At 50.1% G+C, this 20,643-nt stretch carries 7 protein-coding genes; 5 read left to right on the forward strand and 2 right to left on the reverse strand.

Annotation, left to right across the window (positions count from 1 at the left end; genetic code table 11):
- Positions 1-168: 168 nt before the first annotated feature.
- Positions 169-876 (forward strand): DNA alkylation repair protein, encoded by a 708-nt coding sequence (locus MKX75_RS03900; RefSeq protein ID WP_339168489.1) that lies wholly within the window; start codon positions 169-171, stop codon positions 874-876.
- A gap of 224 nt (positions 877-1,100) precedes the next feature.
- Positions 1,101-2,282, forward strand: a complete 1,182-nt coding sequence (locus MKX75_RS03905) for a DUF4317 domain-containing protein (protein ID WP_036668338.1) — start codon at positions 1,101-1,103, stop codon at positions 2,280-2,282.
- Positions 2,283-2,453: 171 nt separating this feature from the next.
- On the opposite strand, the gene MKX75_RS03910 is transcribed toward MKX75_RS03905, so the two are convergent.
- Together MKX75_RS03910 and MKX75_RS03915 are read right to left on the reverse strand one after the other, a co-directional pair.
- Positions 2,454-3,572, reverse strand: coding sequence for a response regulator (locus MKX75_RS03910; protein ID WP_339168490.1), 1,119 nt, complete (start codon positions 3,570-3,572; stop codon positions 2,454-2,456).
- Entirely contained in the window at positions 3,569-6,700 is a 3,132-nt protein-coding gene (locus MKX75_RS03915; RefSeq protein ID WP_339168491.1) for an ATP-binding protein, read from the reverse strand. The genes MKX75_RS03910 and MKX75_RS03915 overlap by 4 nt, the downstream gene beginning before the upstream one ends.
- Before the next feature lie 242 nt (positions 6,701-6,942).
- Here MKX75_RS03915 and MKX75_RS03920 point away from each other — a divergent pair, with 242 nt between their 5' ends.
- From MKX75_RS03920 to MKX75_RS03930, 3 genes are read left to right on the forward strand one after another with little or no spacing between them, the layout of a single operon-like run.
- Positions 6,943-7,653, forward strand: a complete 711-nt coding sequence (locus tag MKX75_RS03920) for a serine protease (RefSeq protein WP_339168492.1) — start codon at positions 6,943-6,945, stop codon at positions 7,651-7,653.
- A 21-nt stretch (positions 7,654-7,674) separates the two neighbouring features.
- Positions 7,675-12,837 carry a hypothetical protein gene (locus MKX75_RS03925; protein ID WP_339168494.1) on the forward strand — a complete coding sequence of 1,721 codons (5,163 nt, stop codon included), beginning with the start codon at positions 7,675-7,677 and terminating at the stop codon, positions 12,835-12,837.
- Between the two features lie 21 nt (positions 12,838-12,858).
- Positions 12,859-20,550 (forward strand): S-layer homology domain-containing protein, encoded by a 7,692-nt coding sequence (locus MKX75_RS03930; RefSeq protein WP_339168495.1) that lies wholly within the window; start codon positions 12,859-12,861, stop codon positions 20,548-20,550.
- The last annotated feature ends 93 nt before the right edge of the window (positions 20,551-20,643 follow it).

The following is a 20,643-nucleotide window of genomic DNA, read 5'->3' on the forward strand; positions in this document are numbered from 1 at the left end:
ATGGAGTGGCGGCGATTGTGGTTTTTTTTAACATGTCAGTGTGCAGGAAATAGGGGGTGTGAGTCGGTTCTAAATGTATGGCTGTTGTACAATTGTGATAAAATAAAGAGGTCCAATTAAACATTAAATTATACATATAAATTTTATATTGAAAGGGGCTATCGCCTGATGAACATGGAAGAGATTATGCAAGAGCTTGAAGCCCTCGGTAAAGAACGAACGAAAAAAATCTACATCTCCAACGGTGCGCATGAACCGCTATTTGGTGTGGCAACCGGGGCGATGAAACCAATGGCGAAGCGGATCAAAAAGGATCAACCTTTGGCGGAGCAATTATACGCGACAGGTAATTATGATGCGATGTACTTTGCGGGCGTGATTGCCGATCCCAAAGTGATGACGCCCGCCGATTTTGATCGTTGGATCGATGCCGCTTATTTTTACATGATCTCTGACTTCATCGTTGCTGTGACGTTGGCTGAGACAGACATTGCGCAAGAGGTCGCCGATGCGTGGATTGATAGTGGTGATGAACTGAGGATGTCAGCGGGATGGAGCTGTTACTGCTGGCTGCTTGGAAGCCGAAAGGATGCTGAGTTTTCTGAGAATAAACTGATGGAGATGCTCGAACGCGTGAAAAAGACCATTCACGAATCTCCGGAACGAACAAAATATTCGATGAACAACTTCCTATATACCGTCGCGACATCCTATCAGCCGTTGCACGATCAGGCCGTGGAGACGGCTAAGATCGTTGGCCCTGTTGAAGTAAATAAGGACAAGCCCAAGAGCAAGTTGTTGAATGCCTCCGAGAATATCCAAAAGGCAGTGGATGCAGGGCGGACTGGGTTCAAGCGCAAATATGTAAGATGTTAATAGTAATCGCTGTAATAGTTTAAAACATCAGGAGATGTAACACATACAGGAGGTGCTCGTATGAATGTAGAGAGTGTCTCCCTTTTTGTGTTGTTGTGAATATCACGTGTACTTGGGTAACTGAAATCTAGTAACCGTCAAGCAACAAGTTAGTCAACAAATTCTCTGTCGATCCTTTATACTAATAAAGCCAGAAACATATCTAAGGAGTTGCCAAATCCAATATGAATAAAAAAGAAGTCGCGCATATACGCAAGCAATTTAAACTCGATCACGATCTACTGAATATTTACGATATTCTCAACGTGTATATCACGAAGGAAACGAACGAAGTCTATCACTGGGAGCGTCATCCGTTTGAACTGGTGGATCGAGAAAAGCAGGAGCTGTACATGGGCAATTTCAAAAAGCTGCTGACAGGCGACTTGGATCAGAAGTTGTTCGAACTGAAGTTCCAGGAAGCGGCGGAGGACCCGGCACAGGTACTGCTTCACCAGGCGCTGGTAACAGGTGATCCGGATGAGTGGCAGGATCTGATGCTGCTGCTCGTGGATCGAATGTTGGTGGATACGAAGTTTGAGCGGGATATGGTAGCTACGTTCGTGCGTGGACAGTATTATCTGCCGACCAAGGCTAGAAACGAAGCCACGGAAGAGAGTGAGAAGAATGAGGTGTTCGCCCATCCGTTCATTCTGTGCAGCGTAAATTCCACGGAGAAGCAGCGGAAGACGCTCTTGTTTGATTACGTGGAGAGAGAATTCAAATATAACATTATTGTCGATCCGATTATCAAATTAAGCACGCCAGAGCAAGGGTTCCTCTACCCTAGCGTGACGGACAACTACTCTGATGTGAATCGTGTTCTATATTGTACAGGGAAATCCAATTTCCCGGATCCGCATTTTGTTGAAAATGTATTGAATGGAGAAAGATCCGTAACCGCATTGGAAGAACGGGCGATTTTCGAAGATATCGTTAAGGAAGTAGCCGGTGAACAGCTCGATTCAGCCACCATTGCTCATGTGTACGAGGAGATCAACCGAGTCATCGAAATTAACGAAGAGTCCCATGAGGAAGAACCTCCGAAACTGGATTATAAAGATCTGGAACGTGTACTGACCGCAAGCGGTATAGAGGATCTGACGACGGAGAAAGTGGAACGTGCCTTCGAAACGATTGTGGACAACAAGAATTATGAAATGAAGGCGACTAGTGTTATGCCGAAGTTCACGTCCAAGTCTATTAAGATTGAAACCAAGGTTGCTACGATTTCGGTTAGCCCGCAAGACCTGAGATATGTGAAACAGGTGAACTATCAAGGCAGACGTTGCATCATGATTGAAGTGGACGAAGATGTCGTGATTGAAGGGTTTACCCTTAATACAGAAAAACTTATAAATGAATGATTGATTCTAGACCATGATGATGTAAAATCATCGGACAAGGACGAACGAGCGTCCAACTATTGCAAATAGCCCAAGCCTAAAGCAAGACTGAGCTGCTCCCTGTCATAGTAGATCGTAAAAGACTATGATGGGAACAGTTCAGTATGCCAGCGCATGGGCTTATTTGCTGTTTCATGATTGACGAAGTAGTTGTTTGATATCCGCTGCCGGACTGGAGCCGAGCTCCTCTTTGAGCAATTCCTCCAGCACCAGATATTGTCGCTGCGCTTCGGTTCTTCGTCCAAGCGACAGATAGAGCAGGATGATCTCGCGATGAATATCTTCCCGAATCGAATCAATCTGGAGGATACGTTCAAAATAATACAGCGCTCGTAACGGCTCGCCTGCCTTCGCGTGATAGTGGGCAGCAGTTTCCATCGTCGTGATGAAATCCAGCTCCAGCTGTCTGGACCACGCGAAAGCCCACTCATAATGCCTTCCTTTCAGAAGTTCACCCGTATATAACGTGTCCATACGCTCGAAGAGATCGGGTCGATGTGCCGAGGCCTGACGCATCTGCCGGAACAAAGTCTCGAACTCGTACAGATCGCAGTCAATCGCTTCCCGGTCGATCCGGATACCGTTCCGGTCCTTGAGTATGATCGGCACGTCACTGTTATCGCCGATGGCACGCCGCACATAGTACAATGTGGAATTGATGTTCGTCCAGGCCTTCTGCGGACTGAGATCCTTCCACAACGTATCGGCCAAGGCATCTCGGGTGGTTGATTTGGTATACAGCAAGAATGCCAGCAATTCTTCCGTCTTGGGCGTTCTAAGCTTGATGGGACTGTCTGCTCCGGCTCCGCCGAACACGGTGAATTCACCGAACAGACGAACATTCAGCTTGGGTGCAGGAGTCGTCGGTTCGGAAGGGGCGACGGACTTGTGAAGCTTTTCCTGCAACCGCTTAATGCTACGGTTCAGTCGCTCAGCCGTGACGGGCTTGATGACGTAATCGATCACCTCTTTGTCGAAGGCCTGCACCGCATATTCCTCATATCCGGTCACCAGCACAATGGAGAGCGAAGGGTGATGCTTGCGCAATTCACCAATGAGGTGCATACCCGAGATACGAGGCATCGTAATGTCCAGAAAGGCCGCATCAAAGCTATTTTCCGCCGCATATTCGCAGGCTTCCTCCGGGTCGTGAAATGCGCGAGACACCTCAACTTCTCCACTTTCTGTCAAAATGCGATTCAGTCGCTTCAGCGACAAATCCTCATCATCCACGATGATGACTTTCATCATGTTTCGTAACCCCCGTTCCCATCTGTGCTTAGACGTTGATTTGGAAGATCAAATGTAATCCGCGTTCCCTCGCCGTCCAGACTTTCCATCTGAAGGTGTCTGCCATACAGCAGGTTCAACCGGCTGGAGATATTCCATAGTCCCACGCCGTTACTGCCATCGGTGGATTGCCGAATTTCATCCATCCGTTCCCTGGTTATGCCAATTCCGTTGTCCTCAATGGTGAAGCGTGTTTCCGTCTCATTCAGATTACGTATAGACAACATGACGCGGCCCCCGTGAATGCTGGACATCAGGCCATGCCGAATCGCATTTTCAATCAGAGGCTGTAACGTGAGGGGTGGAATGTCCATGTTCCGGTTCACGTCCGCATCCACGTCGATGATGACCTCCAACCGTGGGCCAAAGCGAGCTTGTTCAATGGCTACATAGGCCTCGATCATCTCCAATTCGTTCATCAGGCTAGTTTTGGAGTCCAGATGTTTAAAGTGCACACTACGTCGTAAGTAACTCGATAATTGCAAAATCAATTGTTCTGCCCTGTTCGGCGCATCCACACACAATTCGGCAATGGCATTCAGGGCGTTATATAGAAAGTGAGGGTTCATCTGTGATCGCAAAAAGGATATTTCGGCATCTCGCGCAGCTTGAACGGATGTTTTCATCCGGGTCAAACCGCCGATCCGGGCCAGCAATTCCTCCGATTCGAACGGTTTGGATACAAAATCATTGGCCCCTTTCTCCAAGGCCAGCTTCAACTGATGGTCTTTGTTACTTGCCGTCAGCATGAGTACGGGCAGTTCGGAAGGGGAGTAGCGCTCCCTGATCCGTTCCAGCAATTCGTAACCCGACATGTCAGGCATCATGATATCAGCAATGACAAGATGCACGGTAGGTAGCTTGTCCAGCAGATCCAGTACCGAAGGTGAGCGTGCAGTGACCGCATAACTGTATCCTTCCAGCTTCAAGAGATTAACAATAGTCTGCAAATTAGCCGAATCGTCGTCCACGACGATGATCCATTCGTCTTTATTTCCTTTCACAATCGTTGGTTCTTCGAACCGGAACAGCCGTTTACCAGGACTTGTAGGAGCTATGGCGAGTGGCATAACGTTGGATCGCTTCTCTCCTTTGCCATCCGCCAGCGGGAAGGTCAGGATGAACGTGGCACCTATACCGGGTACCGATTCCGCATGAATAGTTCCGCCATGCAGCTCAACCAGCTTGCGCGTAATGCTTAGGCCTAGACCGGTGCCTCCGGCAACCACTGGTCCCGTATCTGCTTCCTGCTCGAACGGAAGGAAGATATGCTCCAGTTTATCCGTACCAATGCCACGGCCAGTATCTACAATGCGTAATTCCGCTTTGCCTTGAACTACTGTAGCACTAATGCTTACGGTGCCACGTTCCGTGAATTTGATGGCATTACCGATCAGATTATGCAAAATCTGAATCAGTCGGTTGCCGTCCGCATAGATCGGCGGGAAATGCGCCGGGATACGGTTGATAAGCTCCACCTTTTTCGCGCCAAGCAGGAAGGAATGCATACGCATGACCGATTCGACAAACGAATACAGATCGGTCGAAGACCGGTGGAGCGGGATGTCGCCATGTTTCATTTTCGAATAATCCAGCAATTCATCTACCAGATAAGTTAATCGTCGGCCGCTTCCCGTCACGATCGCCAGATTGTGCGCCTGTTCGTCGGTAAGTGGACCTTCGGCGCCTTTGAGCAGGCTTTCACTGATATTTACAATCGCGTTCAGCGGTGTTTTGAGCTCGTGCGAGGTATTGGACAGAAAGTCGTCCTTCACCTTGTCCAGCAAGAGCAACTGATCTTTGAGAGTGCGGACCGTACGATAGGCCTCGAAGAACCGAAGCACCGCCAGAAACAGCATCAGGATGCTGAACAGGACAATGGAAGCCTGCCCGATGTTCATGTTTTCCTTGAGCGAGATCGAGAAGAGATTAATGTCCAGACAGTACAGCATGATGCTTAAGAGAGCCGCATACCACAAGAAAGTAGACAGCCGTTCGCCCGTCTCACTGGTTAGGAACTGTGATGCGCATTGATACAGCAACCAGAGCAGCAGCAACGTGTACATAACGACAACATAAGGTGCAGCAATCCCATAGACGGAAATAGGCAGAAGCGCGACCATGCATAAGTAAGCTCCGAAGATGATCAGAATCACTGCCGTGAGCATACCTGACAGGATACCTGTTTTGAATCGATAGAAGTAAAAGGTCAACAGACCCAGACATGCCACGGAGCAGAAATCTTTTAATTTATAGAGTGTGCTAAAGGGGATTTCCGTGCCCACAAGGGACAGCACACGTTCACTGATCATGCCGTTATAGAGGGCATACAGCAGACAGATTAGACCAAGCAGCAGCAGGGAATCATCTCTGTTTCGGTAGAGTGCAGACCCCAGGTAACTGATGAGGAATATGATCGAAATGGTAGCCAGTACAGCCAGTGTGCCGAATTCGATAGCTGTGCTGGTTTGATGTTTTTTCAGCATGGCCGCTTGTTCGCCGAAAAAGAGTGGACCTGGAATGCCAGAGTCCGTGTAATCGTAATTAGCCACCCGAATCAAAATCTCAATGTCACCGCCGTGATAGGGGAAAAAGCCAATCTGGGGGGAGTTGCCTGGGCGGTAACCCGCAGATTTTGCCACGGCATGCCCATCTTCCAGCAGCTTATTGCCATTGATGTAGATTTCGCTGGCAAAACGAATATTCATTTTTTTGATCGCCAGCGTTCCCTTAATAGGTGCATTACGCAGCACTAGTCGATACGTGGCGTAGCCATGGGTAGGTAATCGTTCTCCACCCACTTCAAGACGATTCCAGGAGCCGGGAACGGTTGCATAGGTATCGGGTGCTTTCGTTGGACCAGCCTGACTCAGAGGTGTAGATTCGTCAGGAAGCAATCGCTCCCAGTAAAATTCCCACTCCCCGTCCAGCTTGATCCGCTCGTCCTGTTCAGGATTCCAAGCCGAGAGGTCCAGGACACCTTGACGAGCATGAAGCGCCGCAGATTGTGGTTCTCTGATCGTTGACAGGAGCAGTACGGTAATGGCAAGTATAACAGTCAGGACAACGCCTGAAATTTTTAATAACACGAAATGCTGCTCCTTTAGAGTTGGTTTCAAACCTTCGATAGATTCAAACAAAATCTCTTGTATTCTATCGGCATTGTAGCGAATATCTCCGGGGGGCGCAATCACATTTCGACAAATTTCTTCTGTTTATTGCTTGTTTATTGTGATCCATTATAATGCGGAAGCAAGATATGTCGAACGGACGCAGAAAAAGCATCGAAAGACCTATCTTTGCGCGACTATGGGCTGATGGAGTTGAGAAAATGGAGAGAAGCATCACATCTTGGCGTTTGCGGCGGCGGATGATTGGCATTTTGGCTGTACTGATTGCTGTGGCATGTCTGAATGGGTATACGGGTTCATCTGTCGCGAAAGCGGCTGGGACCGGACAAGTGGCTGTATCGGGAGCTGAAAAAGTGTATCAATCCGCGGCGCAAGCTGTCTTTTACTTGAAAGCGTATCGTAAGGACGGAACGCTTAAAACGGTAGGTACCGGTTTTCTGATCGGTGATGGTAAAGCACTTACAGCAGCCCATGTTGTGAAGGACGGGGTTACTTTCGAAGCGGTATTTGAAGATGGTTCCATCCAAAAGATAACGGTTCTGAGCGCTGACACGGAAACCGATGTGGCTATGTTGTCTGTGCAGAATAGCAAAAAACGTCCGGTACTTACCCTGTCAGGGGACAAGCAGCCTGCAAGATATGGGCAACGATCGTTCGCCATCGGATATCCGCTGAAGGATGGCAAGATCATTACGGAGGGCATCGTGAATGCACCAACCGCTGAGGTGAACGATGTCATTCGCTTGCTGACTTCCGCGCAGGTGTCTGCGGGCATGTCGGGTGGTCCTTTGTTAAACGAAGAAGGTCGCGTGATCGGCTTAATCTCCGGTTCGTTCCGGACAATGAATGGCATTCATATCTGTGTAACGATCGAAGATATTCGCAAGCTGATGAAGAAGTCGAATACATAACGGGAAAAAGGGGAATCTCGCATGTTCAAAAAGTTATTACTTTGCCTGCTTGCCGCTTTGCTGACGTTGACGTCTGTGAGCTGGCCACACCTGCCGACCGTTTCCGCAGCTGCGGAGTACGCGTATGTTAATATTCCGAACGGCGGTGGTAAGATCATCAATCGGGGAGACATGTCTTCCTGGAACAATAAAATCGACAAGTTTGAGGCGAACAGCTTTGGTATATTTGCTGCCGGTGCGCCGGGTACTTCAATGGAAAAGGAAGATATTGAAACCGTAAGTGCAAGTCATGTTAGAACGAAGGGAGCAGGTTTATTTAAAGCCAAGATTTCGGTGGCAAACAATCCATCATTAAGACGATTGGCTGAAGGTGGAGACGCCAGAATGCTCCTTAAGATTGGATCGATTGACGTTTTTATCGGTGGTATGAACGTCCGAGTCGATGTTAACGGCAAAGAGAAGTTCAATCAGTTCAATCATGATAAGTCGGCTAATTCGTCATGGATCGCTTTCGGACCCAATGATACGATCGAAATCACATTGTTTGGTTTTTTTAAAAGTGCCAGTGACATTGAGCTCTATTTCGCCGACATCACACCTCCTACATACAATGGCAATACACTGAGCCATACCGGGGCAGTTCGATTCAATGCCGATCCGGCAGTGCAAAAGAATGAATTGTTCCTGAAGCAAGGGAGCAACCTCAACCTAGCGCTGAAGTTCAGCGAGCCGGTGTTTCCAAATTCTGCAGAGAATGCCTCTGACCGGATTGATGGCAAATTCAGCTTCATGCGTACAGAACTGTTCAGTAATCCGGGTGGAGACGGCTTCGATCCGTCTGTTTATTATCTAACGAGCGCGGATAGCGGATACGGGGACTTTGCGCAGGGTGGACTGGATCGGAACATTCATGCACGCTCCACTTTTAACTTTCGTTATCAGGCTGCGGTAAATGATAGCACAGGCAACATTCCTATTGATCCGAAGCGTCTGATCGCGCCCTCCGAAGAGGATCGTCCAACATTACTCGAACGGATGAATGAGGCTGGTTTCATCGATGGTGCGGGTAATCCCGTTGCAGCTTTTAACGGCATTGGAACAGTTCCTTTTGCCGATAACGCGAATCCGGGCGGTACATTCCGTACCATTATCGACGCACGTGTACCTCAGTACTCAGCATCCCGCAACGGCGTGCAGCCTGAAGTATTAACGGGACTTGTGCTGAACAAGGGCGACGTTGTTGATTTTACCGTGTACCTCAACGAACAGGTGATCAGCGCGTTTACCCCGACGGAGGATACACGACTCAAGTTTGCCAACGGCTTGACCGCCGCATATGTTGGTGGCCAGAACACAAATACATGGACGTTCCGTATGACAGTGCCAGACGGCAGGAGTATCGAAACGTCATTGCTGCAGACAGCTGCTTTGGAGCATGCCAGCAATCCTGGCGACGGGAAGGCTCTGACGGACTACGCCGGCAACGTGCTTACTGAGCCAGTCAAGAAGATTGATTGGGCTGGATTGTCGGTGGACAATACGGCACCTGAAGTGAATTTTGTCTATGAGAATCAGGACGGAGAAATTATTCCTGAAGGACAATACGTAGGAAATGGATCATTCACGATCAATGCATTCGATCCCGACTTGAACGGTCAGACGAGCAAAGGATTGTTCCGTCCAGGCAGTGGTTCAGGGCTCGTGTATTATGTGTTAAACCAGAGTCCGAATGATCCCTTCGCTGGGCAAAACGACAACTTTGCCGCAGTGAAACGGTATTCCCTGACGCAGAAGCAGCCTTCTGAAGAATTGTATGCATCTGGTTTCCAGGATGTTGTACTGTCTACCGGACAGAATGGCGTGAAAGTAGAATTGCCGGATGACGGCACAGGTTTGAACGGGAACTGGTATTTGCATACGTGGACTGCCGACATGAGTTGGGACTCGGCTCGTCAACGGATGCAATACGACAAAGGCAGCAACGAACGTGCAGCTTACCTTGCCCAACATCCGGATGCGACACCTGCCGAGCTGGAGGAATATTATCGCTCAAGCATTCTGCCGAATCTGTCTGATTACGGCAATACAGTACAGTGGCCTTTGGCCGATTTCAAACAGGATGATTCCAATTGGTCGTACCATGTCGGCCTGTTGAAGATTGACAATGACGATCCAACTGTCGAAGTTGCGAACATCGTGGACAATAACTCCGACAATGTGAAGATTACGGTTAAGGCCTCTGATCCGACTTCTTCTATTAAAAATAACAAGGTGCAATATCAGTTCGTGGCCGTGGGCAAGAGCCCTGCCGCTTCCGGGTGGCAGGATGCCGAGCTGAATGCACAAGGTGAAGCTGAGATATCAACATTGAATGATCCGGCGATCTCCAAAGGTGGACAATACGAGCTACATGCGAAAGCCGAGGATGTGGCGGGCCATTCAGCCACCGCCGAGCCCAAAGCAGTTGATGTGCTTGTCATCTCAACCAAGTTCAAAGCCTATCCGGGCACCTATGCGATCAATGACGGACCCGACTTCACCGTAGCCGGTGTTCCAATCGATACAATTCAATATCAATACAGTGAAAGTTCCGAACGTCCTGTGGGCAACAGCAAATGGGTTGCTTTTGAGGATGAACCGAAGGAAACGAAGCTGGGGGATGTTCCCGCCGAGCGCTACAGCTTCCCTGCCGACAAAACGTTGAACGGGACCTGGTACGCCCATGTGCGCATCAAGCAGCAGGATACCGGACGTTTCTACTACTATTATCAGGAGTACAAATTCGACCATCTGCCACCTGTTACGAAATTTGGTTCGCAGGGATACCTGTATCCGATGCCAGAGCAGACGGTACAGATTGATGTGTCTGACACGTTGGTGGACTTTAACGGTGTTGCAGCCAAGAACATTCGTTACCAATGGATCAAGGTGGTTGACGGGCAAGACGAACAAGAGCCAGATCCGGAAGGTAAGGGCTGGAGTGTGTCGCCTGCGGATCGTTTGATCACTTTGCAGGTAGACAACAAAAAGGACAACGGTAATTACCGTCTATACGTCCATGCCAGCGATAGCTTGGGTAACAGTAAGCTTTACCACACAAGTGGTCTATTCTCCGTGTTTTATCTGAGCAGTGAACCACCTGTTGGCAGCGCGCGTTTGATTCGGACTGAAGGTCCAGGAGATGACGGATACACTGCCATTATGGAACTGACGGTGGATGTGCCGGCACAGGAAGGTTACTTCTATTCCGTTTCCACCAACGGCGGAGACAATTGGAGCACTTGGCTGCCGTATACGAACTATGTCGGCGTTCCTGTTGATACGAATGATTCGGGACAACTCAAGTCACAGGTTCGGGTCAAATTCAAAGGCTACTACGACAATATCAGCGATATCGTAACACCTGAGATCCAGCTTCAGGATGCCCCTGCCTATGGGCTTGCTTCACTAGAGCAGATCATGCCGGTTCGCGGAGGCGAGAAGGTGCAGGATGGTGGGCAGAACGAAGGACAAGAGATCCTGTTCGACCTCGTGGATGGCAAGACCGTGAAGCCAACGAACAGCAACCCGGAAATGCCGGAAACGCTGGAGGCGAACAAACGATTCAAAATATACCGCAACGGAAGCTACTCCTTCACCGTGAAGGATGGCAGCACTACAGCAACTGTGTTCATCGTGGTCTCCAACTTCGATGATACGCCGCCAATGGTAAATGTGAAGTATTCCACCATTGCGGCAACGAATGGCACGGTTAAAGTAAGTCTGCAATCGAGTGAACCGATCCGCATCACCAATCTGCCGACGTCGTCCAAAACGTTCCGCGAGAACGGAGAATTCACGTTTGAGTACGAAGATGCGGTTGGCTTTACAGGCAGTGTGACAGCAACAGTGAGCAACATCGATACCACGCCGCCGGAAGCAGACATTGTCATGCACTACAACCATCCCGATCTCAAAGCGTTGATCCGTTACGGTAGTGGTACTGCTGTCGTGGATAGCGCAGGTGACGGATACAATGCCAACGGAGAATTTACTCATTTCGCAGCACCGACAACAGGTAATGTGATCGCGTCTAATCTGATCGTGGCGCAAGTGCTGCCGAAACAGGGACAAGTTCAGGATTACCAGGTGGTCTCCAATAGCTCAGGGACGAACCAATCCTCATTGGTCATGACTTCAGGCAGTAAAGCACGCTTCTCGCTGGCAGATGCCGCAGGGAATAATGCGAAGCTGGAATCCGAAGCGATTACAACACTCGTTGGATCGATTCCCGCAGTAGAAGAGATCACGATGGTTCGAGTAGACAACGACGGACAGATCATCGATGACAGCAAGCTGGTGCAGATCGGCGATCAGGCTTACTCCAAAGGCAAAGTGCGTGTTGGCTTTGTAATGCCATCATCTGTAGTAGAAGGCAATACGATCTATGCCGGGGCAACCCCGGTAGCGAGTTTTAGCGCCGACTACGCCAGCAATGGCGAGCATTCAATTTTACTTTCAGACGTACTTGGTAACAAGAAACAGGTTAACTTTACGATTACGGGTCTCGATAATACGACACCAACGATCCGTCTGAACAAAGCTTCCACCACGGTTCTGCAAAATAAACCAGGCTTCGATCTGGTCACCGATCTGGGCGGATACACAGTGAGCGATAATCTCACATCTGCGGAGCAGATTCAGGTGACGGCTGCGGAATACGTGCTGGAAGGCGGACAATACGTGGAGAAACCACTGAATCTCACGGTGACGGGCAAACACACGATTCGTTATACGGCGAAGGACCATCTCGGCAATGCGGGCTACGCGCTGCAAACGGTGTTTGTTCGATCGACAGATGGCATGTTCGTTACGGCCAATGGCGTTCCGTTGTCGGATACCGAATCCGAAACAGCAATCGTGAATACAGGTACGGTCACGTTCAATGTGAACAACTTCCGCACGATCGAGACTGCTGGGGGAACCAAGCTGGAGAACGAACTCGGCACGTACGATATTTATTATTTCCCGGGTCTGGTGCGCGAAGGACAGATGAAATATATCGCGACCCGAGTGACCTATAAGGAACTGATCAGCAAAGACTTCAAGATTACACTGCCCAAAGCAGGATGGTACACCATCATTGTGCAAAATCAGGAGCGCGAACGCGTATACTCCACGCTGCTTGTTAATCGAGCCAATTAGAGAAACGGAAGGGGTTCACCCATGCGACGGAACAAAATTATTCGGATAATCGCAACGTTGATGGCCATGGTCATGCTGATCAGCGTCTTGCCGCTTCACATCGCGGCAGCGGCCGTTTCCTCAGCGGGAACGACATCCATTAAGAACGGGTTTATCAAGGTAACAGTGGACAATGCAAGTGGGCGCTTCAGCATTCGTACAGAAGACGGCCAGCCAATCCGCAAAAAGGATAACGGCGTGGATATGATCTTTGGTGGAGATAACCCGGAGACATCGTTCACGACATTCCGCATCAACGGAACGGATCTGATCTTTGGTAATCCGTATAAAATGGCACCGAACTGGACCTCGGAGGTTACACCACCAAAGGTCGTTACGGGAAATGACGGTACCCAGAGTCTCGTGACCGTATGGACCGTTCAGGGCATTCGTATTAGCCAAGTGATCACTTTGCTTTTGAAGGAAGACAAGGATCAGGGCGGTAATGCGCGTGTTCAATATGTAGTGGATAATACGACAAATGCCAAGGTAGAGATCGGGTCACGTGTGTTGCTGGACACGTCGGTCGGTGGCAATGATGGCCCGGCCTTCCAGATCGGGCAGAATTATTCCGTTCCCCTTACGGTGGAGCGCAAACTGGTTCACGAACCAGAGAAGCTCGGTTATGACAAAAACGTGGACGAGCAGGCGTACAATCTGCATAAGCTGCCACCTTACTGGGTGATGCGGGACAAGCTTGATCTGAGCAACCCGCTGGCGACGAATGTCATTGCCTATGGATTCAACAACCTGTTTGAGGGTGGTATTAACATTGTTGATGAAATGGTGGTAGGCCATTGGGCCAATCTCGCCGGAACGAAATGGGAATATGAACCGGACGAGAACCTTGATTTTACACAGGATACAAATGACTACGGTACAGCCGATACGGCCGTGGCTTTCTATTGGGAGCCTGATTCGGTTCAAGCTGGCGGCCAACACTCGTATGAACTGGTGTACGGCTTGGGCGAGATTGTATCCCCGGAGAAGGTATTCGATGTTCGTTTCCTAGATCCAACCCAGAAACTGGAGACCAATGAGGAAGAGACGGGTTACGTGAATGACGGCGTGTTCGAAGTGAACACGGAGATTGAGAACCTAGAGATGTTCAACACCAACCATAGCCAAATCGATGTGACTCTCACACTGGAGAACGGTCTGAGCTTTGTGGATGAGAATGGGAAGGAACTCAATGCAACAAGCCAGAAGCTTACCTTCCGCAAGGATGTTCCGCCGGAACAAGCTGCACAGGGCATCGAATTCATTCCATATAAACCGGGCGAGGTCATCGCAGCCAAATGGCGAGTGAAGGGTACAGGTAAAGCCTGGCCTTCAACGCGCCAGTATATGGTGACGGTGAGCAGCCCGGAGACAGAGAAAAAGCTGGAGACGGCTGCTCAAGAAAGCGAAGGGCTTCCGGAATCGGAAATTCGCGCGATCTATGAATCGTCAAGAGCGGGTTTTATTTTCCTGCCACCTGTTGGCGAATTAAGAGAGACATTAGTCTACGCCATGTCACCGGAGGAAGCGTACAGTAAGGACGAGAAGTACATCACGCTGAACGTGTCCAATATCGCTGCCTACAACGTCGGCAATGAAGCAACGTCTACCGCAGCCAACTTTGACATGTATCTGGTGAACGTGAAGAAAGGGGATCGTTACAAAGTGCCGGTGACCCGTTCCGTAACATCTCAGCCGCTAGGAAACGGGTTCGCGGGAGATTTGAAGCTGGTATATCGTGGCGGGGAAAAGGTGAAGGCGGACGGCACAACGCTTGAAGTGCTGAACGATGCGTTCTTGCCGCTTGGAGAATATGCCGTGCAAGTGGACTATCGGGACAAGTCAATTCCCGAGCTGGCCGAAGCGCTGAGCTTCAAGACCGACCAGACTTTTGCCATAACCGAGAACGAAGAGAACCGGGTTCGCAAAGCCGGAATTCTCGCTGTGTATAAAACTAAATTGGACCTAAACGCGGGTGCTGGTGAGAAAGCGACGTTTGCGAGCGTGCTGCCGTGGACGTACGGTAACCTGACGGACGCGCAGTTCAAAACAAAGCTGGATCAGGATCGGGCGAGACTGACTGCTGCCAAGCAGGAAATGGTAGCAGCTTCACGCAAGCTGGACCCTGCTCTCGATGTAGCTGGAGCCATCGATGCATCGGCTTCGCCGGTATATGCGGTCCAAACGTTCGAAAATGAAGCAGCCTTCGAAACGTTTAAAAAAGGACTTGATGATGCTACCGAGCAGGAGGTTGTTCTGGAAGTGCGCGGTAAGATCGTGCAATCCGGTACGGGTGCAAACGCCCAATATACGGTTCAATCGGATACTGAACCTGCGATTCTTAACAAGAGTGTAGCTTACAGCGGGAAAGACCTCACCATTTCAACAGGGAATTTCCCGCTGGCCAAAGATATAAGAGCAAATACGGATACGCCGTTCTTGCAGACTCTCTTTGTGGGTGGCGACGGTACCCTAAGTGTGGCGAATAGCGGTTTCGTATTCCATTCCGGCGAATGGACCGTTGATTTCTACAACGGATTCGATAAGTCACTCGGAACGGAATCGAAGCTTACGGATGAAGAGCAGGCATGGGAGGAAGGACGTAATCCGGCAGACCCTACCCTGAATGGAACTCTGACTTGGGCTAACGGTATGCTGGGCGATGCGCTCAATCCTTACCGAAATCTGCTTGTCTCCTATGTGTACTTTAATAAACATACGTTGTTTTCAACACCTACCTTCTCGCTGAACGGCTTTGGGTTGAAACTCAATGACTTCGTACTGCGGCAGGATGGTGTGTCCTTCGGTGGTGCAATGAAGATGTTTATTGTAAATGGAGAAGTAAGCAATGTGATGTTCAACCAATCGGGATTCGTGGGCATCGATTCCTCACTGGCGTTTGAATTGGATAATAGAATCGGTTTGTTCAAACCGGACTCCGAGGATAGCGTAAAAGGCGGTATCAATGTTACACACTATAAAGACCCGAACAAATACGGCGTCATGAATTCGTACGGCGTTAACTTCGAGGCCAAACTGGAGAACTTGTTCTCCATTAGTGCGGAGCTTGCCTTTAAACGGGTTCCCGACGGACGGATTATTCCGGACGTCATTGCTTTTGGATCGGACCTTCCTGATCCGGGCATCATGATCAATCCGGCTACCAAAATCTCAAGTATTCGCGGCGCCATCCGTGAACTTGCGATGACGATTGCCGGTGGTACCGAGCGCTTGCCGCTGACGCTGGAGGCAGGCATCGACATGGAGCTGGGACAGAAGCCAGCTGTATTCTCAGGCAGTGTAGACCTTACACTGAAAGCTACCGGCTTCAAAGTGGTGGGCAAACTGGGCTTCGGTGAAGGCAGCAAAGTCATCCCGATGCTGACGGAAGCACTTGTCCAGACCCAATGGGCCAGCCCGATGTTTATCCGAGCCAGGGCACAGATTGATGTCGGTGGATGGGATATCATCGTGGGCAGTGCCAGCCTGTTTATCGGCGAGAACCTGGAGAAGGGACGAGTTGATTTTGAAGGCATGGTCAGCTCCAAAATACAGATACCAAGTTCAGTGCCGGTTGTCGGCGGTTTAGGATTTGGAACCCGTGCAGGCGTGAATAACGATGAACTGTGGGCAGGGATTTCCTTGTTATTCCTCACCTTGGGCATCAAATATTACTGGGGCGGCGGCATCTCGTTTATGACCGATGGATCGGCATTGGATAACGAGGCACTTGCACACCTGTCGATTAATGATCCAGAGCAGGGTCCGCGCCTGTTACAGATCGGAACGGGAATCGAGACGCTTGCGACCTCATGGGAGAATGAGGAGCCTGAGCGTTACGAGATTCGGTATACTGCCGTTGGGGACGGCATTGATATGATCGAGGACAGCTCGCAAAATCTCGGCATTGGCGGCATTCGTACGTCCAATGGAGGGAAAACACATGTGATCCCGATGAGCGGAGTGACAGGGGATGCGCTCCTTGAATTAGAGTATTTTACAACAACCAGACCTACCCTGACTCTGAAGCGTGACGACGGAAGCACGTACGATATCGTGTACGGAGAAGCAACCGATCGGAACGCAACCGCGTTTGAACAGATTATCAAAGCACCTAAAGAGGGCGATCTGAAGAGTGACGGTACAACAGTGACCAAAAAAGAAGAGCTTCAGGGCACTGATATCCGTCGGATCTATGTAGCCATTCCACAGGAAGACGCGAAAACGGGAAGCTGGACACTGACGTCCAGTCAATCGGTCAAGTCCAAGCTGATGAACATTCCGGTACTTCCGGAACTGTCTTCGACGGAACTTGCAGTAGATACTCAGGATGCGGACCAATTCACAGCAACTTGGACCGTGGACAACGCTTCGCCTGGAGATACGGTAGATCTGTATCTGTCTTCGGACCGTTTACAGGCAACACCTACACCGGATGAATCCGTTGATCCAGGGATCATGATTGCCAAAGGCATCGAGATTGAAAGTGCCGATATTGGTGCTGACGGTCGTGCATCCGGCGAGATGACCTTTGACGTGAAGCAGATTGCGTACCTCGGCGGAGCAGACCTTCGTGGTTTGCTGCAACAAGGGACATATTATCTGCGTACGGAACTGAAAACGGACATGGCATTCTCTGTCTTATCTTCACAAGAAGGGTATACGCTCGTAGATCCGTTTGCTCCGAACGCCGTGCCAGAAGTGGAAACGAGAAGCATTGGTAACGGGCAGTTCGAGGTCGCATTCCCGGCGATCACGAAAACAGTAGAAGAAGAAGCGGAGGAGTTCACTTATATTCTGACCGCATCGGACGAGCAAGGACATCTGTATGATCCGTTCGGCGAAGAAGGATACAGTGAATCCGACTTGAAAGCTACGCTCAAGGATGGCAAGTATCATGTGACTGTGGGCGGATGGAATGCACTAGGAACGCCTAAGCTGGGTGCTGACGGCAAAGTGCAGCGCAATGCAGACGGCACCATTGCCATGGAGGATAAAGAGGTACGCCATTCCGGACTGGAGCCGGGCAAATCGTATCGTATGGGCGTTACGGTTGCACGCAAACCGGCTTCCGACGAGCAAGCGAATCTTCGTTTATCCACAACGACGTATAGCGGGTCGAAGCTGCTTCCTGCCCCTACAGGGCCAGTGCTTTCGCTCGATAACAAACAAGTGGTCAACAACAAATACGAGGTGGTTACAAGTTCGAAGCAGGTGACCGTGAACGTGGCTTCGAATCAGTCGAACGTTGTTGTAGAGGCTTCGACGGACGATGGTTCCCTCGGCACCACTAACCTTGCAACAATAGACAAGCTGAAGTTCAACTTTGAGGTGGATGGTGTATATGCAGTCCAGCTCAAAGCTCGAAATACTAACACAGGGGATACGTCAGTCACGATGCTGTATGTCACGATTGATACGACGGCTCCGATGATCTATCTGGATTCACCTTTACAAGGCGAACGGGTACAGGGAGGCGTTGCCCTCGTACAGGGTACAACGATGACCGACGCCCAAGTGACAGTTACGGATGCCGATAGTGATCAAGAATTGGCACAGTTCAAACCGGACGAGAACGGAGTCTTTAAACATGAGGTGCCGATTGATGTGAACCGCATGAAGACCCGTCTCCGAATTAAAACCGAGGACGCGGCAGGCAATGTGAACTCTGCCGTTGTCGAGGTGCTGAACGGCGACTTCAAGCTGCCGCGCAGACTGAAACTGGTTATGCCGGATGAACTTGTTGCCGGTGGAGAACAAGCTGCGGTTCAGACTTATGTGGAGTATACGGATGGGACTCGTGAACTCGCAGATAACGATAGCATCACCTACAGTGTGGTTATGGGTGAAGCGAATGCAGCCGTTCAAGATGATGGTCTTCTTGACGGAAAACGTGTTGGAGCTGCTCTAATCCAGGCTGATTATACATGGCAAGGTACCGAGCTTAGCACAACGGATATTGTATCCGTTGTTGCACCGAAGACGGGAGCTGCACCACCGGATTACATGGATACGATTAAAGCATCCACGATCGGAACGGGCAAAAAGGGAGAGACACGTGTCTCGATCAGCGCTGCCGGACACAAAGGCAACATGGTTGGCAGTGAACTGGCATACCGTATCTTCACGGACCAATCGCAAGTGATGCTGCCAACGTTTGAACAGGATATCAGCGGATGGAATACGCTGCCTTCCGATAAAGTCATCAAAGCAAAACCAGGCGAGTGGGTTGTTATCGCCAAACGAACAACGAGTGAGCCAAAACTCACGACAGCATCATCTGCTGCGGTAAAGGTGAATGAGCGGATCTCTTCAAGCGCGGAGCCAAGCGTGCCAAGTTCGGGCGGCAGCAAACCACCCGCATCGAATGTACCTGTTGGTCCGTTGACGGTGGGTGGCGTAGCCATCGATAGTGCCGTTGGAGGTAAAGACATGAAGATACCTCTGGAACTGGATGCAGTGCAGAAGGATGGATTGTTGCTGGTCGATGTTATGCCAGGCGTAAGTGGTCCGACCGTGGTTGCTCATCCTGTGCGAGAAGCGCTGCTTGATGCAGCCGAGCAAGGACAGCGAATTCGTTTGCACGTTGCAGGCCAACTGGAGCAACTACGCTTTGAGCTGGATGCGGATCTGATTAAACAACTCGCTGCCAAAGATATTTCTATGGATCTGGAAAGCGATTGGGGTAGCTACCGTTTGGATTGGAATGCTATCGATCTGAACGCACTCGAAGCAGCTTTCCCGGCGCAAAAGGCCGAGGATATCAAAGTAAGCTTAAATGTAGGTAAACCGGATCAGGCATACGAACGGCTTGCTGCGAAGCTTGCCAGCGAAGGTCGCACGATTCCAAGAGGAACCCCGGTTGCCTTCAACATAACGGCAAGCGACGGTAGCAAGTCAATCGAGATCGATAAGCTTTTGAAAATGACAACCAAAGAACTTTATCTGCCGGTCGGAGAGGACGAGCGCTCCGTATCGACCGTGGTCGTTCTTGAAGCTGACGGCAGCTTGCGGCATGTGCCTACCCGATTCGAAGTGCGGGAAGGTCGGATGGTTGCCATCGCAAGCAGTATGACCAACAGCGTGTACTTGCCGATCCGATATGACGCTTCGTTTAGCGACATGAAGAGTCACTGGGCAAGCGAAGCGGTTCACGATCTGGCATCACGTCTGGTTGTGAATGGCGTGTCATCTACCCGCTATGAGCCTTCGCGTAGCATGACTCGGGCAGAGCTTGCTGCACTGATGGTGAGGGCCTTTGGCCTGAAACCAGACACAGGCGCAAGTTCACCATTCGCAGATGTTAAGGCAGCAGATTGGTACAACGATGTGGTGCAAACGGCAACTGCCTATGGCCTCATGACGGGCTACAGCGGTAATCGTTTCGGTCCACAGGATGCCATGACACGTGAGCAAGTGATGGTCATGCTGATCCGTGCATACGAGATGGCAGGACATACTGCACCAGCTGTGAGTAGTGCAGCTAATAGCCTTGAAGGTTATACCGATACATCAACGTTGTCTGATTGGGCCAAAGACAGTGCCGCGCAAGCGGTGAAACTGGGTCTGATTCAAGGCAAATCGGCAACGACACTTGAGCCAAAAGCTCCGGTAACGCGTGCCGAAATGGCGACGCTTGTCCGCAGATTGCTTGTGGAACTGGATTTGCTGTAAACATGAAGTTATTGATTTGATCTGGAAAAGCCCGAAAGTCATCACGACTTTCGGGCTTTTTTGCACCTTTTTTTATGAGTAGGGTTATAGCTT

The sequence above is a fragment of the Paenibacillus sp. FSL R5-0341 genome (genome assembly GCF_037975235.1).
Taxonomy (GTDB): Bacteria; Bacillota; Bacilli; order Paenibacillales; family Paenibacillaceae; genus Paenibacillus; species Paenibacillus amylolyticus_A.